The organism is Vibrio sp. R11-SG3-ISO9 (genome assembly GCF_059834255.1).
The window spans coordinates 22,700-45,526 of the sequence record NZ_JCBDGU010000025.1 but is presented as its reverse complement, the minus strand read 5'-3'; the positions used below and the strand labels follow the sequence as shown (position 1 = coordinate 45,526).

Annotated in this window: 18 protein-coding genes; 11 read left to right on the top strand and 7 right to left on the bottom strand. The window is 43.7% G+C overall.

What is annotated here, in order from left to right; translation table 11 throughout:
• Nucleotides 1-186: 186 nt before the first annotated feature.
• The 4 genes from AC6R05_RS07520 to AC6R05_RS07505 all read right to left on the bottom strand — a co-directional run bounded on the left by AC6R05_RS07520 (nucleotide 187) and on the right by AC6R05_RS07505 (nucleotide 4,282).
• A complete protein-coding gene (locus AC6R05_RS07520; RefSeq protein WP_500647028.1) occupies nucleotides 187-885 on the bottom strand; it encodes a hypothetical protein in 699 nt (232 codons plus the stop codon).
• Nucleotides 886-1,075: 190 nt separating this feature from the next.
• Nucleotides 1,076-3,070: a carboxy terminal-processing peptidase gene (prc, locus tag AC6R05_RS07515; RefSeq protein WP_500647027.1), complete on the bottom strand. Its 1,995-nt coding sequence runs from the start codon at nucleotides 3,068-3,070 to the stop codon at nucleotides 1,076-1,078.
• 17 nt (nucleotides 3,071-3,087) lie between these two features.
• Nucleotides 3,088-3,711 carry an RNA chaperone ProQ gene (proQ, locus tag AC6R05_RS07510; protein ID WP_032549122.1) on the bottom strand — a complete coding sequence of 208 codons (624 nt, stop codon included), beginning with the start codon at nucleotides 3,709-3,711 and terminating at the stop codon, nucleotides 3,088-3,090.
• 97 nt (nucleotides 3,712-3,808) lie between these two features.
• Nucleotides 3,809-4,282, bottom strand: coding sequence for a GAF domain-containing protein (locus tag AC6R05_RS07505; RefSeq protein ID WP_500647026.1), 474 nt, complete (start codon nucleotides 4,280-4,282; stop codon nucleotides 3,809-3,811).
• 89 nt (nucleotides 4,283-4,371) lie between these two features.
• On the opposite strand from AC6R05_RS07505, the gene AC6R05_RS07500 reads away from it, so the two are divergent.
• The 4 genes from AC6R05_RS07500 to rsmF all read left to right on the top strand — a co-directional run bounded on the left by AC6R05_RS07500 (nucleotide 4,372) and on the right by rsmF (nucleotide 11,758).
• Entirely contained in the window at nucleotides 4,372-6,168 is a 1,797-nt protein-coding gene (locus tag AC6R05_RS07500; RefSeq protein WP_500647025.1) for an ABC transporter ATP-binding protein, read from the top strand.
• Between the two features lie 95 nt (nucleotides 6,169-6,263).
• Nucleotides 6,264-7,547 carry a PqiA/YebS family transporter subunit gene (locus AC6R05_RS07495; protein WP_500647024.1) on the top strand — a complete coding sequence of 428 codons (1,284 nt, stop codon included), beginning with the start codon at nucleotides 6,264-6,266 and terminating at the stop codon, nucleotides 7,545-7,547.
• Nucleotides 7,534-10,191, top strand: coding sequence for an MlaD family protein (locus AC6R05_RS07490; RefSeq protein ID WP_500647023.1), 2,658 nt, complete (start codon nucleotides 7,534-7,536; stop codon nucleotides 10,189-10,191). Before AC6R05_RS07495 ends, AC6R05_RS07490 begins: the two co-directional genes overlap by 14 nt.
• A gap of 145 nt (nucleotides 10,192-10,336) precedes the next feature.
• Entirely contained in the window at nucleotides 10,337-11,758 is a 1,422-nt protein-coding gene (gene rsmF, locus AC6R05_RS07485; protein ID WP_500647022.1) for a 16S rRNA (cytosine(1407)-C(5))-methyltransferase RsmF, read from the top strand.
• A gap of 403 nt (nucleotides 11,759-12,161) precedes the next feature.
• Here the strand turns inward: rsmF and AC6R05_RS07480 are convergent, their stop codons facing one another.
• Nucleotides 12,162-13,001 (bottom strand): CvfB family protein, encoded by an 840-nt coding sequence (locus AC6R05_RS07480; RefSeq protein ID WP_150895953.1) that lies wholly within the window; start codon nucleotides 12,999-13,001, stop codon nucleotides 12,162-12,164.
• 97 nt (nucleotides 13,002-13,098) lie between these two features.
• On the opposite strand from AC6R05_RS07480, the gene AC6R05_RS07475 reads away from it, so the two are divergent.
• Nucleotides 13,099-14,451 carry a hypothetical protein gene (locus AC6R05_RS07475; RefSeq protein WP_152468645.1) on the top strand — a complete coding sequence of 451 codons (1,353 nt, stop codon included), beginning with the start codon at nucleotides 13,099-13,101 and terminating at the stop codon, nucleotides 14,449-14,451.
• A 67-nt stretch (nucleotides 14,452-14,518) separates the two neighbouring features.
• Here AC6R05_RS07475 and AC6R05_RS07470 read toward each other — a convergent pair whose 3' ends face one another.
• Nucleotides 14,519-14,998, bottom strand: coding sequence for a PaaI family thioesterase (locus AC6R05_RS07470; protein WP_500647021.1), 480 nt, complete (start codon nucleotides 14,996-14,998; stop codon nucleotides 14,519-14,521).
• A 264-nt stretch (nucleotides 14,999-15,262) separates the two neighbouring features.
• Between AC6R05_RS07470 and AC6R05_RS07465 the strand changes: the two genes are divergently transcribed.
• Together AC6R05_RS07465 and AC6R05_RS07460 are read left to right on the top strand one after the other, a co-directional pair.
• Nucleotides 15,263-16,321: a 3-deoxy-7-phosphoheptulonate synthase gene (locus AC6R05_RS07465; RefSeq protein ID WP_032549130.1), complete on the top strand. Its 1,059-nt coding sequence runs from the start codon at nucleotides 15,263-15,265 to the stop codon at nucleotides 16,319-16,321.
• Nucleotides 16,322-16,331: 10 nt separating this feature from the next.
• Entirely contained in the window at nucleotides 16,332-16,814 is a 483-nt protein-coding gene (locus tag AC6R05_RS07460; protein WP_150872333.1) for a YajQ family cyclic di-GMP-binding protein, read from the top strand.
• A gap of 104 nt (nucleotides 16,815-16,918) precedes the next feature.
• Here AC6R05_RS07460 and AC6R05_RS07455 read toward each other — a convergent pair whose 3' ends face one another.
• Nucleotides 16,919-17,857, bottom strand: a complete 939-nt coding sequence (locus tag AC6R05_RS07455; protein WP_500647020.1) for a precorrin-2 dehydrogenase/sirohydrochlorin ferrochelatase family protein — start codon at nucleotides 17,855-17,857, stop codon at nucleotides 16,919-16,921.
• Nucleotides 17,858-18,347: 490 nt separating this feature from the next.
• Here AC6R05_RS07455 and AC6R05_RS07450 point away from each other — a divergent pair, with 490 nt between their 5' ends.
• The 4 genes from AC6R05_RS07450 (at nucleotide 18,348) to AC6R05_RS07435 (ending at nucleotide 22,617) form a co-directional block, all read left to right on the top strand.
• Nucleotides 18,348-19,376 carry an amino acid ABC transporter substrate-binding protein gene (locus AC6R05_RS07450; RefSeq protein WP_150872329.1) on the top strand — a complete coding sequence of 343 codons (1,029 nt, stop codon included), beginning with the start codon at nucleotides 18,348-18,350 and terminating at the stop codon, nucleotides 19,374-19,376.
• Between the two features lie 149 nt (nucleotides 19,377-19,525).
• Nucleotides 19,526-20,731 carry an amino acid ABC transporter permease gene (locus AC6R05_RS07445; RefSeq protein ID WP_032549134.1) on the top strand — a complete coding sequence of 402 codons (1,206 nt, stop codon included), beginning with the start codon at nucleotides 19,526-19,528 and terminating at the stop codon, nucleotides 20,729-20,731.
• Nucleotide 20,732: 1 nt separating this feature from the next.
• On the top strand, nucleotides 20,733-21,830 hold the full coding sequence (locus AC6R05_RS07440; protein WP_500647019.1) for an amino acid ABC transporter permease: 1,098 nt from the start codon (nucleotides 20,733-20,735) through the stop codon (nucleotides 21,828-21,830).
• Between the two features lie 22 nt (nucleotides 21,831-21,852).
• Nucleotides 21,853-22,617 (top strand): amino acid ABC transporter ATP-binding protein, encoded by a 765-nt coding sequence (locus AC6R05_RS07435; RefSeq protein WP_032549136.1) that lies wholly within the window; start codon nucleotides 21,853-21,855, stop codon nucleotides 22,615-22,617.
• Nucleotides 22,618-22,827: the final 210 nt, after the last annotated feature.

Genomic DNA, 22,827 nt, shown 5'->3' with positions numbered 1-22,827 from the left:
TAAAGGCAGTTTAGTCAGAACACAAGGGCTAGATGAACAAAAAGAGGCATTTGGTATAAATGCCTCTTATATTTGCTAGTTTTTTAACCAGAAATGTTATTTATCACTGTGATTGGGGGCGACGTTACTATTTTCCATCAATCAATAGAAGTAACAAACCAACACAACCTCTTTGGAAACAGCGTGTTAACGAATCCTGTTGAGCACGGCATACATGTCACTCTCTTCGCCTTCTAGCGTCAATACATCACTGTTAAGTGTATAACGCGTACCATGCTCACCATCTTCATATAGAAGAACCAGTTGATCACCTTCGGTGTAGTAAACACCACGCTGGACGATCTCCCCGCCCGACTCATCAGACACTCGGAACATAAAAATGAAATCAGGCTGCAGCACTAGATCCATTTTCTGGATGTTGCTTGCTCTTAAATCACTGCCTGAAAGCTCTGCACTTGACCAGATTCCAGCCAGCGCATTGGGTAGCGCTTTGGTGAACAGTACACCGTTTAGGTTTAACATATTATGATTACTGCTATAAGAGTAAACCTGAGGTTCAGAGGTGTTTAGACCAAGAATGATTGTATCGCCGTTAGCGTTATACATTCCTTCCCAGTGATCGACACTAAAATCTCTCTTTTGAATATCGATGCTAAACGTGTAGTTGGAATCTAGGGTGAGCTTAATCGCTCGGAAATCTTCAGTGCCATCTTCAGGATTAGGGTTTAGTAAATACCAGTCGCCCAGCAAAAGTGGAAGATCGAAGTGCGACAGATTACTGTCACTCTTAGCTGGTTGGGTTGGCTCAGTTGGTACCGGTGCAGCACCTTCACCAGCTATAGCGATAAATGATAGACAAGATAATGTCAGAAGTATCCATTTCATACGCGCCCCCTTATGTTTCTTTAAGCTTAGGCACGTTATTCATATAAAGCGAAAAATATGATCCAAATCACTAAATTTTACTTACGAAGTAACATTATTGTCATCTTAAAAGTAAAAAGCGCGGATCACTCGCAAACAACAGACAATAAAAAAGCGAACACAAGGCTCGCTTTTAATTATTCATTAAGAACTACTTCTTAAGCATATCTAGCATGATCGCAACCGACTCGTCGAGATAGGCATCAGGAGCTTCATAGTCTTTAGGCACATCATCGAGTGTCTTAAAGGCCTCTTCACCGTTAGCTTTTTGACGCAAGTTGATACGTTCTAAACGAAGCGCTTCTGCTGTATCTGTCTCTTCTTGTCTCATTTTCTCGTTAAGAGAAAGCATGTTGTCGTCTTTATCTGCTTTGTATTTTTCAATATCTTGAGCGATAAATCCGAACTCCATATCTTGAGCAATACGAGCTTGATGCTGCGTCGTTAACTTCGCGATTTGTTGATCGTTACGCTGTAACACAGAGTATTTTGCTTTGTCGATACTGTCCCATGGTAGCGCATTATCTTCTACACTCTCACCTGTTTCAGCAGGATCGACTGGTGTAGGATAAGCGATATCTGGTACAACACCTTTGTTCTGTGTACTACCACCATTGATTCGGTAGAACTTTTGAATGGTATATTGAACATAACCTAACTCTTTATCGAATAAATCGTAGATATGATTCAATGAGCGGTGTTGTTGTACCGTTCCCTTACCAAACGAGTTCTCACCCAAAATGATTGCTCGACCATAATCTTGCATTGCTGCAGCAAAGATTTCTGATGCCGATGCACTGTATCGATTAATCAAAACTGTCAGTGGACCTTGATAGCTGATTTCACCATCGGTATCACTATTCACTTTTACACGACCATAGCTATCACGAACTTGAACGACTGGGCCTTCTTTAATGAACAGACCAGAAAGTGCCGTTGCCTCGGTCAGGGCGCCACCACCGTTGTTACGAAGATCAACAATAATGCCGTCGACACCTTGCTTCTTAAGGTCTGTGATCAGTTTATCAGTATCTTTTGAAAGACCAACGTAGAAGCTCGGTACTTCGAGTACACCAATCTTCTTACCATCTTTCTCAATCACTTCAGACTTAACGGCTCGGTCTTCTAGACGAATCTTATCGCGAACAATTGTGACAACGTGACTTTTTGCATCTTTGCCATCAGGCAGAATCTGAAGCTTAACCTTGGTTCCTTTTGGACCTTTGATTAATTGAACAACGTCATCCAAGCGCCAACCAATAACATCAACGATTTCTTCGCCATCTTGACCGACACCAACAATGCGATCCCCCTCGCCCAACTGTTTACTGTTAGACGCAGGACCACCAGCCACTAATGAACGAATAACCGTGTAGTCATCGGTCATTTGTAACACAGCACCAATACCTTCTAATGAAAGATTCATTTCTGATTGGAACTGCTCGGCGTTGCGTGGTGACAAGTAGCTAGTGTGAGGGTCAACTTCTCGAGCGAATGCATTCATGTAGATCTGGAAAGCATCTTCGTTGTGCGATTGCGTAATTCGCTTCATCGCATTGTTGTAACGCTTTTCCAAAACTTCTTGAATTTCAGGCCACTCTTTACCCGTCAGCTTGAGATTTAACGCATCGTATTTAACACGTTTGCGCCAAAGCTCATTCACTTCAGCGGTATCTTTAGGCCAAGCCGCTTCACTACGGTCGAGTTCAATGCTTTCGTCGACATCAAACTTAATTTCTTCATCAAGCAGAGATAACGCATATTGAAAACGTTCAAAGCGCTTTTGCATCGAGAGGTTGTACACATCAAAAGCGATCTGGTTATTACCTGCTTTCAATTGGTCATCAAGTTGAATGGCTTTAGAAGTAAACGAGTCGATATCCGCTTGAGTGAAGATATTACGGTTATAGTCGAGCATCTCTAGATAACGATTAAAGATAGCTTGAGAGAAATCGTCGTTGAGATTGAAGTGTTTGTAGTGAGAGCGCGTGAAACGAGAAGTTACACGTTTACTCGCGGTTTCATGTTGGACTTCAGGAGCGAGTAGAGGTAAATCATCCTGATCGAGTTTGGCTTCTAGAGCCTGAGCTGAAGCTGCTAGCCAAAAGCTAGCAGCAATCAGTGTCAATTTTGAACGGCATTTCATGCGTAGGAGTATCTCCTTTAAGCGCGCAAGTGCTCCGCTTTAACAACCATTTGTAGGCCGTTTGCTAACTGAACACGTACATCTTCCTTATTGATTTCAACAATGGTCGCAGCCATGTTTCCTTTACCCATGTTCACATTCACTTCTTTGCCAGTAACGAATTCGTCAGCATTTAGAGCGCGTGTTTCAACAGGCTTTTCTACTTTTGGAGCTTTTGGTGCTTGACGACGAGGCTGTTGAGCTTTCTTCGCCTTAGGTTTTGCTTTGTTCTCTTCGCGAGCTTTTTGCGCTTGCTCTTTACGACGAGCTTGAACTTTTGCTTTGCTTTCTGCAAGAGTCGCTTTAGCGTGCTCTACGTGCTCTTCTTCTAGAACACCACATGCGTTGCCATCTAGGTCAACACGCTCTGCACCAGCTTTTACGCCGTGCAGGTAACGCCATGATGAAGTGTACTGTCTTAACGCTGCACGTAGCTGAGTCTTGCTTACTTTCTCGTCTTCACTTAGACGTTCAGCAAGATCTTGAAAAATACCAATTTTAAGTGGTTTTGCTTCACCTTCTAGAGTAAAGCATTTAGGGAAACATTCAGCAATATATGCGATAACTTCTTTGCTGTTTTTTAACTTTTCAGTGTTTTCCATGAGGGTTCCTGGTTTTTGCGGTTTTCCGCGAGCATTAAGAAAATATTTTTACGTATTATAGAGAGATGCTTGGGAAAAACCACAGTAAGAGAATAATTTATGCCTTGTTCGTATGCGAATTAAGCAGCTTTTCCACTTCTGCCATGAAAAATACCAATCCTTCCTCATCAATTTCGCTAAATCGGCCAACATTTGGGCTATCGATATCAAGCACGCCAGCAATTTCACCATTGATCGAGAACGGAATCACGATCTCTGAGTTACTTGCTGCATCGCAAGCGATGTGACCTTCAAACTCATGTACGTCGTATATACGTTGTACAGAATTTGTTGCCACTTCCGTTCCACACACACCACGGCCAACTGGAATACGAACACACGCAGGTTTACCTTGAAATGGACCAAGAACCAACTCATCGCCTTTCATTAAGTAAAAGCCTGCCCAGTTAAGATCGTCAAGTTCCATCGACAGTAATGCACTGATATTTGACAAATTTGCGATCACATCGGTTTCTGATTCGATTAAAGCGACGGCTTGTTTGGTTAAGCGATGGCAATGTTCTATTTTCATATTAACTTCCAATTAAATTGAGACTTCCATTATTAAGAGAACGCAGTAGAATGCGGCCACCAACCCAAATAGGACTTATTCTCATTACAATGACCAATTCAGATGACACTATCAGCCGCTCTTGGCTGGTGACTCAAGTAAAAAAACACAAGTCCAAGCTGGTGTTTGCCAACATTATTGCCATTCTCGCCACGCTTATCAGCGTCCCTATTCCTCTATTAATGCCGTTAATGGTTGATGAAGTGCTGCTCGACAAGCCCGCCTCCGGCTTAGAGATGATGAATCATCTACTACCAGATTCAATGCAAACTCCCACAGGCTACATTGCACTCACTTTGCTGTTAGTTATTGTAATGCGTACAGTTAGCCAAGGGCTTAACATCCTGCAGGGGCGCCAATTTACCCTAGTATCGAAAACCATCACCTACCAAATGCGTAGCAAGATGATCGACAAGCTTGGGCGCATTAGTATCAGACAGTACGAAACAAAAGGGAGCGGCGGTATCAATGCTCACTTAATCACTGACATAGAGACCATCGATAAATTCATTGGTTCAACACTATCTAAGTTTCTGATCAGTTTTCTCACCGTGCTAGGGACTTCAATTGTGTTGCTCTGGTTAGAGTGGCGCTTGGGTTTATTCATCTTGTTAGTTAACCCTGTGGTCATTTACTTCTCTCGAAAACTAGGTAGTAAGGTTAAACACCTTAAGAAACATGAAAACCAGTCTTTTGAGCGTTTCCAGAATCGTCTTGTCGAGACTTTGGATGGCATTTACCAATTAAGAGCGGCTAATAAAGAACGTATCTTCTTAGACGAACTTAAACAGCAAGCGGATCAGGTTCGTATCGATGCCGACAAATACGCTTGGCAGTCTGAAGCAGCCGGTCGCCTATCATTTCTCCTATTCTTACTCGGCTTTGAACTGTTTAGAGCTGTGGCGATGTTAATGGTGCTATTTAGCGACTTAACCATTGGGCAAATCTTTGCGGTATTTGGTTACCTTTGGTTTATGTTAGGCCCAGTGCAAGAACTACTGGGTATTCAGTTTTCTTGGTACAGCGCGAAGGCGGCATTAAAGCGTATCAATGACCTGCTTACACTTGAGGAAGAGCACCGCCCTATCAGTAAAGTGAATCCATTCTCTGAAAATAAAGAAGTGTCAGTTGATATTGAAAATGTTACATTCTCTTACACTTTAGAAAACACTGTTTTAAACCAACTTTCACTTTCTATTCCAGCAGGGAAGAAAGTGGCGCTGGTGGGTGCAAGTGGTGGCGGTAAATCCACGTTAATTCAACTACTGATTGGTGTTTATCGCGCAGACTCGGGCCACATTAAATACAACGGTGAGACAACCGACGACATCAGCTTCGATGTAATTCGCAATCAAATAGCCGTTGTTTTACAACAACCTATACTTTTCAACGATACATTAAGGCATAATCTAACCCTTGGTGCTGATTACGACGAAATGTCGTTGTGGCGTGCTCTAGATATTGCTCAAATGCAAGACGTCATTTCGCAATTAAGTGATGGTCTAGATACACAAATTGGTAAGAACGGGGTTCGTCTATCTGGCGGTCAAAGACAGCGTTTAGCTATCGCTCGCATGGTGTTGAGTAATCCTAAGTTTGTTATCCTCGACGAAGCGACGTCTGCCCTAGATACTGCAACGGAAGCTGCGCTGCACAAAGCGTTGAGTGAATTTTTGAAAGACCGCACAACATTGATTGTTGCGCACCGACTTTCAGCGGTAAAACAAGCTGACCTCATCTATGTATTAGAAGATGGGCAAGTAACACAAACAGGTACACATGGTGAATTGGTTGAACAACAAGGACTGTATCAAACACTCTACGGCAGTGTGCAATCTCACGCCTAACGTTTGTTCACCATCTAAGGGCGAGGCTAATACTCGCCCAATCAAACAAAACCAGTTTCCATTTAGCAACAATCAAATCATCTTCTGGAGGTCTTATGGCCTCCACTTCTAAAGCTCCAAACTCATCTGTTTCATTACCAGAACATCATCAGAAAGAGGCGCAAAATGTGCGTCTTTGCCAAGGGTGCGAGTTACCGGTAGATAAAACCGCCGTCCCGAGCGGAAAATCAGCGTATTGTCCTCGCTGCGGTACTCAGCTTTATCGAGGTGGATCTCCTAGCCTATCAGGCAACCTAGCAATAGCAGTCACCTGTTTGCTGTTGTTCATTCCATCGCACTTTTTTGATTACATCAGTATTCGTCTAATTGGCGTGATGATCCCCGCAACACTTCCTTCGGGCGTCTTCACACTGATGGCGGAAGGTTTCCCGCTACTCGGACTATTAATCCTATTCTGCAGTTCCATTGCACCTTTTCTTGTCTGCAGCTCAGTATTGATGACTCACCTAGCTTTAGACATGAAGTGGTTTATGCCATTTCGTTATTCGCTGGCTATCATCCAAACCCTCAAACACTGGATGATGCTCGATGTATTCCTTGTTAGTGTTGCGGTCTCGTGTTTTAAGCTGCAGGATTACTCAGACATTTTTGTTGGCCCTGGACTTATCGGCCTGCTACTTCTGCAACTGTTTAGTGTACTGCTGGTGAGCCGGATTAGTGTTCGCCGTTATTGGGAAGCGTGGAAGGAAGAGACAAGCTTCGAATTTGAAGAAGCTAAAAGTGTTCACTGCCATAACTGTCACCTTTCTCAGCCAGAAGGCGAAAGTTGCGTGCGCTGCCACCACCAGCTTTATCATCGCAAACCATACTCCATTCAAAAGACGTGGTGCCTTCTATTTGCCGCATCTGTTGCAATCATACCTGCTAATGTCATCCCTATTTCGATACTCATCACTAACGGCCAACGTCTTGAAGATACAATAATCTCCGGTGTTGCCTCATTAATAAATAGTGAGATGTATGGCATCGCAGCGATCATTTTTATCGCCAGTATCGTCGTGCCTGTCGCTAAGATCCTTGGGCTTGCTTACATTCTTATATGCATTCAAGTCAAAAGAACACTCTACCGCCGTCAGCGTATGACGATCTACTTTATCGTTAAATGGATTGGGAAATGGTCTGTGATGGATCTGTTCGTTATCTCAATCATGATGACGCTGGTCGACCGCGGTCAAATACTTAATTTTACACCGGGATACGGTGCTGTGGCTTTTGGCATTGTGGTAGTACTTACCATGCTCGCTGCTGAAAGCTTAGATCCAAGGCTTATTTGGGATAACCACACCTCTAATGATGGGTCAGTGAATGAACAACAATAACCAATCACAAACGTCGTACTCACCAGAGATAAGAAAAAACAAAGGTATCTCGCCTTTGTGGATTCTTCCAATATTAACCGTCGCTCTCGCCGGTTGGTTGGTGATGAAATCTATCCATGATGCTGGACAACGCGTTCAGATCTACTTCTCCGATGCGGCAGGTTTAATCGCAGGCCGAACGACCATTCGCTATCAAGGTCTCGAAGTAGGTATGGTGCGAGACATCACTCTCTCGGAAGATCTTGAAAGTATCTATGTTGATGCAGACATCTACCCTGAGGCGAAAAAGCTTCTTAGCAAAGGTACCCGATTTTGGTTAGTGAAACCAACGGCTAGCCTATCTGGAATTTCAGGTTTGGATGCTTTGGTATCTGGTAACTATATTGCGATTCACCCAAGTGAGACTGAGCAAGATCCTGAAACCGTGTTCAAGGCTTTAGAGTCATCCCCTTCTGACCTGCTCGCCTCTGAAGGTTTGAATATAATGCTGACAGCAAAAGACCTTGGCGGCGTATCGGTTGGTTCTCAAATTGTCTACCGCAAAATCCCAATCGGTGAGGTATACAATTATCAGCTCAACGAGAGTGGAAAGTCAGTCACCATTCAAGCGGCCATTAAAGATGAATACAGCCATATCATCACTGACCAGAGTCGTTTCTGGAATGTAAGTGGTTTAGGTGCAAGCATTGGCTTTTCAGGTGTCGACGTACGTTTGGAAAGTCTTAGTGCCCTGCTGGGTGGCTCGATTGCTGTGGACTCGCCAGGAGAAGGTCAGCCAGTCGAAATGAATACCAAGTTCAAGCTTTACCCAGACTTGAAGACTGCTGGTCGTGGTATCTCGGTCAAGATTGCCGTGCCTGACGACAACAACATCAGCGCAACAGGCGCTCCGATTATGTACCGCGGTATCGAAATCGGTCAGATTACCGATCTGTCACTGAGCAAGGGCCGTGAAAATGTAGTCGCTTCAGCAGCCATTCAACCTGCGTTTAGTGATTTCCTGAACTCTGGTAGTAAGTTCATCCTAGAGGAAGCCAAGCTATCTTTAACTGGTGTCGAAAACATTGGCAACCTAGTAACAGGTAACTTCTTAACGCTGGTACCGGGCGAAGGTGACAAGGCTCGTCAATTTACAGCTATCCGCAAACATGAGTACAACCAACAACAAGAAAAGTCAGTCGCGATTCGTCTTACGTCGAACAATTCATTTGGTCTAGATGTTGGCACCAACCTTCTTTACAAAGGCATAGCTGTCGGTTCGATCATTGAAGTGGGCTTGGTAGATGGTGTTGGCACGGGAAGTGATAAGCACGAAGTCTACATGGATGCGCTAATCGACAACCAATACGCGCACCTTATCAAGAGCAACAACCGTTTCTTTGTGACAGGCAGCGCGTCCGCTGAACTCACTGAGTCTGGCTTGAGTGTCACAGTACCACCAGCGAAACAATTGTTAACGGGCTCAATCAGCTTTGTAAGCGAAGGGCAAGCTAAAGTACAACCAACATATCAGCTGTTCCAAAGTAAATCTTTGGCTGAGTTGGCTAAACTGAATCATAGTGGTTCAAAGTCGATCACTCTATTTGCCAACGAACTGCCTCCTATCTCGAAAGGTAGCCCTATTCTTTATCGAAACCTAGAAGTGGGTACTGTATCCGACTTTCAACTGTCTGATGGTGGTGTGAAGATCAAAGCTAAGGTCGAGAACCGCTATACACACCTAATTACCGCTCAGACTGTATTCTGGAACCGCTCTGGTGTTGAAGTCGATGCTTCTTTAGCAGGCGTAAACATTACTGCGGCACCTGTAAAAACGCTGATTCAAGGTGGTATTGCGTTTGACTCATTACCAGGGATCGACAACAAAATTGGCTCATCTTGGAAACTGTACGAAAACGCAAAAACGGCTCGCAAGTTTGGACGAGCAATTCAGTTAACCGCTGGTGGTGATATTGAAGTGAGCAAAGGCACAGCGATTAAATACCAGGGTGTCACCGTTGGCGAAGTAACGCTGGTTGTTCCTAACTTTAATCGCAAAGGTATCGAGATCACAGCGCGAATTCTTCCGGAGTACGTAGATAAAGTAGCGGTTCAGAATAGTCATTTCTGGCTGGCAAGCCCTGAGATTGGGCTGAGTGGTATCAAAAACGTTTCGGCGCTGCTATCTAAGCACATCAGTGTTGAGCCTGGCTCAGGAAAACGTGCTAATCAGTTTGTACTCGCAGACGCGCCTGTTGCCTCTCAAGGTAAAGTGTTTGTACTTCAGAGTGAATCTCGTGGTTCTGTGACTAAAGGTACCCCTATTCTATTCCGCGAATTAGAGATCGGGTCAGTGATTGATGTTCGTCTGGGTGAGTTCGCAGATCGTATCATCTCAACGATCCGCATCGACTCCGAATATGCCTACTTGGTGCGCGCAAACAGCGTGTTCTGGAATGTCTCAGGTGTAGATGTTTCTATTGGCTTATCTGGTGCAAATATTAAAGCAGGAACGGTAGAGAGCTTGCTACGCGGGGGAATCACGTTTGCGACACCACCAACAGATACACTCCAACCACAAGCGGCTGAGGACCAATCTTTCTATCTTTACCCGCAAGCGGAGGATGATTGGAAAATGTGGCGTACCGCGATTCCAAAGCCTTAATTTTCCAATAGGCTCCTGACAGAACAATAATTAAACGTAAATGCAGCCAATAGGCTGCATTTTTATTATCTAAGCCAATTGTGGTTTAGCCCTCAACCATTTTGCTTTAAACTTGTCACATTCAAGTCACAGCTGAGATTTCCCTTTGCACGCTAACGTCTATATCCCTGAAGAGTTTCTTACTCATATCGAAACCTTTATGCCTAGTCATCTGGACATGGCTTCATTCATCGAATCCTGTCAGAAGCCACTACGCAAAAGTATTCGAGTCAACACACTTAAGATCAGTGTTGAAGACTTCCTCGTTCGAGCAAAAGGCAAAGGCTGGGAACTAGAAGCTGTGCCATGGTGCGATACTGGTTTTTGGATCACTGCAGACGAGAGTGTTGTCCCACTTGGGAACACATCTGAGCATATGTCTGGCCTTTTCTACATTCAAGAAGCCAGCTCGATGATGCCACCTTCAGCATTATTCTTCGGTAACGAGGAATATGACGTGGTACTCGACACCGCTGCGGCTCCAGGTTCTAAAACGACACAGATCGCCGCTCTGATGAACAATGAAGGTGTATTAGTTGCAAATGAATACGCAGCGAGCCGTGTAAAAGTACTTCACGCAAATATTGAACGTTGTGGCGTTCGCAATACGGCACTGAGTAACTTCGACGGGCGTGTGTTTGGTGGTTGGCTACCAGAAACGTTTGACGCTGTTCTTCTTGACGCTCCATGTTCTGGCGAAGGTACCGTTCGTAAAGACGCGGACGCAATGAAAAACTGGACCTACGATTCGGTTGTTGATATCGCGAATACGCAAAAAGATCTGATTGAGAGCGCTTTCCATGCTTTGAAGACTGAGGGTGTGTTGGTCTACTCAACTTGTACCCTGAGTACCGAAGAAAACCAGCAAGTTTGTCATCATCTCAAAGAAACATTTGGTGATGCCGTTGAGTTTGAATCTCTCGAAGGTTTATTTGAAGATGCAAAAGCAACCCTAACTGAAGAAGGATTCCTGCACATCTTCCCTCAAGTTTACGACTCAGAGGGCTTCTTTGTCGCACGTATACGTAAGGTAGCTTCAGTTACACCACCACAAGTTAAAAAACGAATGGGTAAATTTCCATTTGAAAAAGCGTCGAAGAAAGTACAACAAGAAGTTGAAACTCATCTAAATACCGCTTTGGATATTTCTTTACCAAAAGATGCACAAGTATGGCTGCGCGATAAAGATGTGTGGCTATTCCCTGCTGCGCTTGAGCCAATGATTGGTGAGCTACGTTTCTCGCGTATGGGTATAAAGATCGCCGAGACACACAAGAAAGGCTATCGCTGGCAGCATCAAGTAGCGACTTCGCTGGCAACAGGGAACGAATCAAATGTCGTTGAGCTAACCATTGAAGATGCTCGAGAGTGGTTCATGGGACGCGACGTTCGCCCTGACGGCCTATCAGGCAAAGGCGAAGTTCTAGTTAAGTTTGAAGGTGCGATTATCGGACTTGGTAAATGGGTCGGCAACCGGATTAAAAATGGCCTACCTCGCGAGTTAGTCCGAGACAAAAACTTGTTTTAAAGCTCCACACTAAAGTGACAAAAAGCCCGATAGCACACCAATAAATATCCCGTGTTATTGGGCTCTTTTGGTTCCGGTGTGCTCAGTGCTATAAGTGAATGGCCGAACCTAAGGGAATGCATTCAGTTTCATTAATATTAAAATTATTAATAAATATATCTGCTTTTAAAGGAAATAAATCGCTATTTGGTAAAACTCGACTAAACTTGACCTATCAGACAGATAAATAGCGCTGTAAGCGTAGGCTCCTAGGAGCCCTTTCCCCTAAGCCCTGACAGGAACGTTTGGGCTTTTTTTTCGTTTCCGTGGTCCGCAAAAATAGAAGCGTTGAATACAAAAAGGAGCTCATAAAGAGCCCCTCTGCAAACACGAACTTAGCTGAGTGCTAACTCCATATGGCTATTTACTTAACTAAGGTAATACCTTCTTTATCAATCGAGATTTTACCTGCTTTGTAAAGGCCACCGATCGTTTTCTTAAATGTACCTTTACTAGTACGGAAAGCAGAGAAGATAGCATCAGGTGAAGACTTATCATTCAGCGGTAAAAAGCCGCCTTTTTTCTCGAGTAGGTCTAGGATCTTAACGCTTAGGTCGTCCATCTTCGCCACACCGACTTTCTGCAAAGAAAGGTCAATCTTGCCGTCTTCTTCACGAATGTTCTTGATGTAACCTTTCAACGTTTTACCGATGAAAAGCTTGCCGATAACGTCTGACGGGAAAATCATACCCCAGTGCTCGCCGTTTACGATCGCTTTGTAACCCAGTTGGCTACGCTCAGCAATAATAAGGTCTACTTGCTGATTACGCTTGTAGTTTGCTGGCGTGTTATCTAGTAGCTTATTGAACTTCGTTGTACCAACGATACGACTAGACGCTTTATCAATGTAAACATAAACAAGGATAGATTGGCCTTCATGTAGACGGCCACGTTGCTCGCTAAATGGTACTAGTAGGTCTTTACCTTTGATGCCCCAGTTAACGAATGCACCTGTGCTGTTCACACCCTCAACTTGCATTAGACCCCACTCGCCCACTTGCGCGATTGGTGTTTCTGTCGTTGCTGCAACTTGATTGTCTGAATCGATGTAAAGTAACACATCTAACTTTTGACCAATTTCAACGCCTTCAGGAGTAAATTTCTTTGGTAGCAACACGGTTCCATAGTCGCTTGCGTCAAGGAATACACCGAAATCTGCCTGTTTTACTACTTCTAAGTTGTTTATTTGACCAATATTAATCATCAAAATTGTCTCTACATTAAATTTGGCAGAGATTATACGTGATCTCTGTTATGCTTTCGCTAATTTCATTCATATTTTTACATTAGAGGAACTTTCGTTGATCACCGTTGATAAACAAGACGCGATTACACTAAAAATAAACCATGCAATGGCCAAGACAAAAAAGCTCGACATGGATGTGTATCTCTTTGTTCCCGGTGAGCTCGGCCTAACGCCAGAGGTTCTCTCTGAGAGTGCATTCTTCTACAGTTCCATCACTCAGAAACGTGCCTATTACAGTGATAAGACACTGTTGCCTCTCGTTCACAGTCGCCTTGCAAAACGAGGACGCCTGTCGACAACACAATATCGTGTCAGCCTAAGTTTGTTCGCATATCAGTATGTTATTGCTTTGGATAAAGCGGTATCTAGCTTAAATAAGAATGATGGTGACACGGTCACTTCAGATGAAGTAGACGAAGTTATTGAGCTCGCACTCGACATCCTAAAGAAACTTCGCCGAAGCATTCCATATGAAGAAAATCTAAAGCGTTACTATGCCAATATCGATAACTATCTATCTTGGTATACCGAGCAAAAGTTCCTATCGTTGGTTTCTCATATGCCAAGAGGCAGTGAATACTCCACGATTAAAGAACGTTTGATTGCGCTGTGTGAAAAAGAGACCGCGCACCGAAAGCTCAATCGATACAACTCAGCGAAAGTTCGTGAAGATGTTACTCGTTTAAGCAATAAGATGCGCTTACTACGCCGTCTGATTGAACACCCTATCGTTCTGCAAGAGAAAGCGGTCTCCATGGGTAATAACGTTAAACGTGCCGTTAAGGGTATCGCAACCGGTCTTGTGATGGTGTTCGTGACAACCACGGTTATCTTGGCTCGAGACTTCCTTGGCGAGATTACGGCATCATTTATTGTCGCTATGTCATTTATCTACGCGTTACGCGAGATATTTAAAGATGATCTACGTGATATTCTTTGGCGTTGGATTCGTAAAGGGAAACCTAAGTGGAAACGCCGTTATCTGGATCCTACAACCAAGAAAGTCGTTGGACACAAGTTAGAGTGGCTCGACTACACCAGTTTTTCGAAGCTTGCAGATCGTATTCAAGCGATACGTAAAAAGCGTGTTGTACAGCGCGAGGAACAAATCCTTCATTATCGCTCACATACAGAAATGTCGACATCAACTTTCATGAGTGGTTACGAAGAGACACGCGAGACGCTCTCTATCAGCCTAAGAGCATTAACTCGTTTGATGGATAAGGGTTCTAATAAAGTCTATCGTTTGAATGAAGGTCAGGTCAGTCGAGAGTCGGTCGAGAAACGTCATCTGCTCAATTTGATCATCAAAGAGAACAATCACGATAGCGAGCCGACATACTATCGTTGGAAAATCGTTATGAACCGTTCGAAGATAGTCGATATTGAAGAGATCACTCAAGTCTAACGCTCACCTTTACTTGACCGGGTCACTTAAGGGAAGTCTTACTCGAGTTCAAAATATAGAGGTCAGCTTAACGGCTGACCTTTTTAATAGAGAGCGTTAAAATAAACTCAGCCATAGGCTCATCACCGTGCAGAGTTGGACATGTCGCGACAATAGTAACGGGTTGATTAACCCTTTCACCGGTTTTCATCGTCTCTGCCAACATATCGTTAATCAGAGCGCCATCACGACACGTAAAATGCACATCCCCTTCTGGTCTTTTCAGAAACTGGCCATTCACTCCCTTAAAAGCCAAAGAGATCTTTTCGCCTTGTTGCTGAGACTTACTCATCGCAAGGAAACCGCCGGCCACATCCGCCCCTACTGCTAATACACCAAAATACATGCTATTGAGGTGGTTTTTCGTCCTTCTTTTCAAGGGAATTTTTACTTCGACATGGGTATCATCTAACGCCAACAGTTTTGGTCGACATAACCAAATCAAAGGCACTTTAAAAAAACCAAACATGTTGAGATAAAAATTTGCTTTCTGAAGTGGTGATAACATTGCTGCGTCCTAGCTTTATAGTTGTCTGACCAGTTAACCTAACGCGCGTTTGAATGTCAAAAAAATGTTACAAAAAAGAGAGCTAACGTTACTCATCCCGTAATTCAACTCGTTTCAATGAATCTCACCTTGAAGTACGCCCCAAGCAAACTGATAAATCTAAGAATATTGCCGATATCCGAGATAACTTTGACCTAAGGGAGTTTATTCCTCCGATTAATTCCGTTATCTTTACTGCTTCGCAATAGAATAAAAAGCTATCACATGCCATTAAAAACTGATGAGTTGAGAACCCAAGCACTTGGGCCAATGCCAACTCCTGCCGAATTAGGCAACGCACACCCAATCACTGACGACGTTGCTGAGCGCATTGCAAACTCTCGCCGCCAAATCGAAGACATCCTCACTGGACGCGACAACCGTCTACTGGTCATCGTTGGCCCTTGTTCTGTGCACGACACTGATGCCGCTTTAGATTACGCTGAGCGTCTAAGCAAAATTCAAGAGCAATATAAAGACGAACTGTTCGTCGTAATGAGAACTTACTTTGAAAAGCCGCGCACTGTCGTAGGTTGGAAAGGTCTGATTACTGACCCGAATTTAGACGGCTCTTACGCACTAGAAGCCGGTCTTAACAAAGCTCGTAAGCTTCTACTTGATATCAATAAACTTGGTCTAGCAACGGCAACTGAGTTCTTGGATATGATCACTGGCCAATACATTGCTGACCTGATTACTTGGGGCGCAATTGGTGCACGTACCACTGAGTCACAAATTCACCGTGAGATGGCGTCTGCTCTGTCTTGCCCTGTTGGTTTTAAAAACGCGACTAACGGCAACATCAAGATCGCTATCGACGCTATCCGTGCTTCACAAGCCTCTCACTACTTCTACTCGCCAGATAAAAATGGTCGCATGACTGTTTACCGCACTTCTGGTAACCCATACGGTCACGTTATCCTACGTGGTGGTGATAAAGGTCCTAACTTCGACGCTGAGTCTGTTGATCAAGCATGCCAACAACTGGCTGAGTTCGATCTGCCACAACGTCTTGTTGTCGACTTTAGCCACGCTAACTGTCAGAAACAACACCGTAAACAACTTGATGTTGCTAAAGACATCTGTGAGCAGATCAAGTCTGGTAAGAATCAAATCGCAGGTATCATGGCTGAGAGCTTCATTGAAGAAGGCAACCAGTCGATGAAAGACATCAACAACTTAGAGTATGGCAAATCAATCACTGATCCATGTCTAAGCTGGGACGATACAGCGAGCATGCTTGAACTGCTTGCAACTGCAATTAAAGATAGAAACTTAGCTTAAGGAATTAACCATGCCTTCATTTGATATTATCTCTGAGATCGAAACCGTTGAACTGCGCCACGCCGTAGACAATGCAAACCGCGAACTTGCGACACGTTTCGACTTCCGTGGTGTTGAAGCAAGCTTTGAATTCAAAGATGAAACAGTAAAACTGTCTGCAGAGCACGACTTTCAACTAAAACAGCTTCGTGACATCCTGCGTGGCAACCTAACCAAACGTGGTGTAGATGTGTCAGCTATGGAATCTCAAAAAGCTGATCAATCTGGTAAATATTGGCACCAAACCGTTATCTTCAAACAAGGTATCGAGACTCCAGTTGCTAAGAAAATCGTTAAGCTAATTAAAGACAACAAAATCAAAGTTCAAGCTGCGATCCAAGGTGAGAAAGTTCGCGTGACAGGTAAGAAGCGTGACGATCTGCAAGCTGTTATGGCTCTGGTTCGCAACGGTGAGCTAGGTCAACCATTCCAGTTCGATAATTTCCGCGACTAATATTAATTTAGCCGTATAAAAAAGCCTCAATGTCTAATCACATTGAGGCTTTTGTGTTTCTATATGACTGTGATTTCAGTCATAGCGTAGTCGAGTAATAAAGCTTAAAGGCTTCGCCCTGACGCCAACTTAACATCACTACCGATAAGCAGGTTAAATTCGACGCTACTTGGAGGCACAAAAACACACACTCGCATGTTCTCGCTACGAGCCTTCATCAGCTTGGTAGACAGGTCACCACTGTCTTTGAACTGCTCACGTTCAGCGTCACGACGACACAAATCCACATATTCAAATGGACAGTCAGTTGGATGTAAAACAAGTTCAGCTTCCTGCATCAGACGTAATGCTTTAATTGATAGTAGCTCGACGTCTGACTCAAACTCGATCCAAGTCACCTGCCCTTGTGAATCGACCTCTTCTTTTAACGACTCTTGATAGAATGCTTCAAGCTCTTCTCGCTCTGTAATACGTTCTATACGCGATGAAGATAAAAAACGCTCCCAAAACTTACGACGTTCATCTACCGTTGGAAAGGTTTCTTTAATTGAGTTACGTTTCGAAGCACCAAAGTCGGCGAGTAGACCCAAGTTTTGCGGTAATAAGCTCTCAAACTTTTCACGAATATTACGAACTAAAACAGGTGACGCACCACCACTGGATATCGCGATCTGAATTCTACCTCGGTTGATCATCGAAGGAGTAATAAAGTCACAATATGGCTGGTCGTCGACCACATTTACTAAAATACCCATTTTTTTTGCATCACTATGCACTTGATGGTTTAGCTCTGGGTTGTCCGTCGTTGCCCATACTTGCAAGTAACGATTCGACAGCATTTGAGACGAATAAAAATTTTGCACCCAGTGCAGTTTATTTTCATCTATTAATTGCTGCAAATAAGGTTCAACCTTCGGTGATATAAGGGTTACATCGCCTCCAGCTCGAAGCAAACTATCGACTTTTCGACAGGCTACTTCGCCACCACCCACAACCAAAATCGGTTTGTTTTCGATGTCTAAAAACATTGGAAAGTAACGCATTTTCTTCCTTGAGACCTCTTTAATAACTATTCATGCATGCTACCAAATTTGGGGCATAATCCTAGGTGCATTTGCATAATTAAAATAATATTTCACCAAATTTCAGATTTTCTTAAGGTTAAAGTTTCGACAGAAAATCACCTAAACAATATATTCAGCTAGGCTATTGAGAAATTAGAAACCTAAATCTCGTTGCACCAACAGTGTGAGCCCTTGCACTATTTACATTCACGTAACATTTGGTCATTCTAAATGTGTCCGGATTTGTGATTTCACTCAAAAATCTTTTTAAATTATACATTTGAGAAACTGCAAATCCTTTCCTAACCTTATAAACAGTTGTTCAAATCGCACACAATGTTATTTGCAAAATGCAAATCATGATTTGGGCAGCCGCGCTTAAAGGTAACAAAAACAAGCAACACAGCAAGCACAACACAAATCGAGCACGTGTATCAGGTGTCACCTGGTTTAACAAGGAAGGATACAAATGACAAATAAATTAACACTTCTTGCTTCAGTAGTAGCTGCATCAACTGCAATGATGGCAACATCTGCATCAGCGGCAGAAAGCACTCTGGACAAAGTCACATCTCAAGGCTTTCTAACTTGTGGTGTAAGTACAGGTCTTCCAGGGTTCTCTAACCCTAACTCAAAAGGTGAATGGGAAGGAATTGATGTTGAGTATTGTCAAGCTCTTGCAGCGGCTGTACTCGGTGATAAGACTAAAGTTAAATACGTTCCTCTAACGGCTAAAGAGCGTTTTACGGCTCTACAATCGGGTGAGATCGATGTTCTGTCACGTAACACGACATGGACGCTGCACCGTGATACTGCACTTGGTCTGAACTTCGTAGGCGTTAACTACTACGATGGTCAAGGCTTTATGGTTAAGAAAGATCTTGGCCTAACGAGTGCTAAAGAACTAGACGGCGCATCTGTATGTGTTCAGTCTGGTACAACAACAGAGCTTAACCTTGCTGACTACTTCCGTAACAACGGTATGTCTTACAAGCCAGTGGTATTTGATACGGCTGCGCAAACTTCTAAAGGTTTCGATGCAGGTCGTTGTGACGTTCTTACAACAGACCAATCTGGTCTTTACGCACTTCGTCTAAACCTTGCAGATCCTAAGTCTGCTGAAGTACTTCCAGAGATCATCTCTAAAGAGCCTCTAGGTCCAGTAGTTCGTCAAGATGACGACAAGTGGTTCAACGTTGCTAAGTGGACACTGTCTGCAATGGTTAACGCTGAAGAGTACGGCATTACATCTAAAAATGCAGACGAAATGCTGAAATCTAAAGATCCAAACATCAAGCGTATCCTTGGCGTTGATGGTCCTAAAGGTAAAGGCCTAGGTATCCGTGATGACTGGGGTTACCAAGTTATCAAGCAAGTGGGTAACTATGGTGAGAGTTTCGAGCGTACTGTAGGTACAGGTTCTCCTCTTCAGATCTCTCGTGGTGTAAACGCGCTATGGAATGCGGGCGGCTTTATGTACGCTCCACCAATCCGTTAATAGCCACTACGTGATTACTTTACACAGCGGCTTCTGGCCAATCCTTTATAGAGCCGATTGACCTAGAGTCGCTGAATTTACAACTGAGTAACACGAAATTAGGGCGGATTTCCGCCCTAACTGTTAAATGGATTTGAGGTTATTGCAGTATGAAACCTAATAACACTTCTATTCCTTCCCAGGAAAAGCCCCAAGCTAAAAGCGCAAACCTTCTTTATAACCCAACTTTCAGATCGGTCGTCTTTCAGATCATCGCTCTTGGTGCTCTCGCCGCTTTCTTCTATACCATTGTCAACAATGCGTTAACGAACTTGGACGCGCGCGGCATCGCTACCGGTTTCGATTTCCTTAGCCAAGAAGCTGGCTTTGGTATCGGTTTAACACTCGTCGAATATGACGAAACCTTCTCTTATGGTCGAACATTCATCGTTGGCCTGCTTAATACCGCACTCGTTTCTGTTCTGGGTATCATCCTAGCGACAGTTCTTGGTTTTACCATGGGTGTTGCGCGTCTATCATCAAACTGGCTAGTTAGCCGACTCGCTGCGGTTTATATCGAAATTTTCCGTAACGTTCCTCTTTTACTACAAATTTTCTTCTGGTACTTCGCTGTTCTACAAGCGCTACCATCAGCTCGCCAAAGCTTAAGTCTTGGTGAAGCTATCTTTCTTAATGTTCGTGGTCTTTACTTCCCTGCACCTGTCTTTGAGGCAGGAAGTAGCATTGTTATCGCCGCTTTTATAGCGGGTATTGTAGCAACCATCATCATTAATATTTGGGCTAATAACAAACAGCGTTTAACGGGGCAACAGACACCTATGGGTCGTATTGCTCTTGGTTTAATTGTTGTTCTACCAATCATTGTTTACTTCATCATGGGTATGCCAATTTCAGCTGAATATCCTGCGCTTAAAGGTTTTAACTTTAAAGGCGGTATTAGCATTATCCCAGAGCTTGCAGCTCTTATGCTTGCCCTAAGTATCTATACGGCGTCATTTATTGCTGAGATCGTTCGTTCAGGTATTAACGCTGTAAGTCATGGCCAAACTGAAGCGGCAATGTCTCTAGGTTTGCCACGTTCTCGAACTTTGAAGCTAGTTATCATTCCGCAAGCGTTGAGAATTATTATCCCACCGTTAACAAGCCAATACTTAAACCTAACTAAAAACTCATCACTAGCAATGGCGATTGGTTATCCTGATTTGGTTTCTGTGTTCGCAGGTACGACTCTTAACCAAACTGGTCAAGCGATAGAGATTATCGCGATGACAATGGGTGTTTACCTCACATTGAGCTTATTAACCTCTGCGTTAATGAATATCTATAACCGTAAAGTTGCATTGGTGGAGAGATAAAATGAGCACACATCAATTTCAGCCTGATTTACCACCTCCAGCGAATACGGTCGGTGTTGTAGGTTGGCTTCGAAAAAACCTATTTAACGGTCCTGTGAATAGTGTCGTAACAGTCATTCTAGGTTACTTCGCATTCTCATTAATTTGGACAGTTTTTGACTGGGGTATCCTAAACGCAGATTGGGTAGGTACAACACGTGACGCTTGTACAAGTGATGGTGCGTGTTGGGTATTCATCAGTGTTCGTTGGGAGCAGTTTATGTACGGCTTCTACCCTGAAGCTGAACTGTGGCGCCCTCGCCTATTCTACTTTACGCTTGCTGTCTTCGTTGGCTTATTAGCCTATGAAGGAACTCCGAAGCGTACGTGGATTTGGCTATTCTTCGTGAACATCTACCCATTCCTAGTTGGTGCTCTGCTTTATGGCGGCATATTTGGTCTAGAGGTTGTAGAGACACACAAATGGGGCGGTTTGCTAGTTACACTAATCATCGCACTTGTTGGTATTGTGGTGTCCCTACCTATAGGTGTCGCACTGGCACTAGGACGACGCTCAGAAATGCCGATTATTCGCAGTATCTGTACTGTATATATCGAAATCTGGCGTGGTGTACCTCTGATCACCGTGCTGTTCATGGCATCAGTAATGCTTCCACTGTTCCTATCTGCGGGTTCAGAAACAGATAAACTGCTTCGTGCACTAGTCGGTGTGGTGCTGTTCAGTGCAGCTTACATGGCAGAGGTTATCCGTGGTGGTTTACAAGCGATTCCTAAAGGTCAATATGAGGCCGCAGATGCGCTTGGCTTAACTTACTGGAAGAAAATGGGACTTATCATTCTTCCTCAAGCTCTAAAGATTACGATTCCATCTATCGTAAACACCTTTATCGGCCTGTTTAAAGATACCAGTCTGGTTCTCATCATCGGTATGTTCGATGTACTGGGTATCGGTCAAGCAGCTAACACCGACCCTGAGTGGTTAGGCTTTGCAACAGAAAGTTATGTATTTGTCGCGTTAGTGTTCTGGGTGTTCTGTTTTGGTATGTCGAGATACTCGATATGGCTAGAAAACAGACTTCACACCGGTCACAAACGATAGTTAAAGAGATCAAGGACGTATTATGACGCAACAACAAAACAACGAATCTCAAGAATTGATGATTGAACTGAAAGATATGAACAAGTGGTACGGTGAGTTCCACGTTCTTAAGAACATCAATCTAGAAGTTAAGAAAGGCGAGAAAATCGTAATCTGTGGCCCTTCTGGCTCGGGTAAATCAACGATGATTCGCTGTATCAACCGATTAGAAGAGCACCAAAAAGGACACATCTTTGTTTCAGGTAATGAGCTAACGGAAGATCTAAAAAACATTGAAGCCGTACGTAAAGACGTAGGTATGTGTTTTCAGCACTTCAACCTGTTCCCTCACCTTACTGTATTAGAGAACTGTACCCTAGCTCCAATTTGGGTAAAGAAAATGCCGAAGGAAGAAGCTGAAGCAATCGCAATGAAATACCTAGAACGTGTAAAAATCCCAGAACAAGCGGATAAGTTTCCAGGTCAGCTTTCTGGTGGTCAGCAACAACGTGTAGCAATCGCACGCTCTCTATGTATGAACCCACAAGTAATGTTGTTCGATGAACCAACTTCGGCACTTGACCCAGAGATGGTTCGTGAGGTTCTAGACGTTATGGTTGAATTAGCGGAAGAAGGCATGACCATGCTTTGTGTAACGCACGAAATGGGCTTTGCTAAAGAGGTGGCCGACCGAGTGATCTTTATGGATGCGGGTGAAATCATCGAAGAGAACAATCCTGTCGACTTCTTCGAAAATCCGCAGTCCGATCGAACTCAAAACTTCTTGAGTCAGATTCTGCACCACTAGAATCCTTATCTACCTAACAGGGCAGCTATTTTTGCTGCCCTTTCTATTTTAGAGGGCAAGATACCGTCGCACAGTTACATTGTGTTACACCTTGAAAAACACTTAACTCTCTATTTTGATTATCATTTTAAGTAGACAAATTGAATGAAAGGCTTGATTTTTCGAACTTTCAGCCCCATAAATGTACTAATAACTATTGATATCACCTTA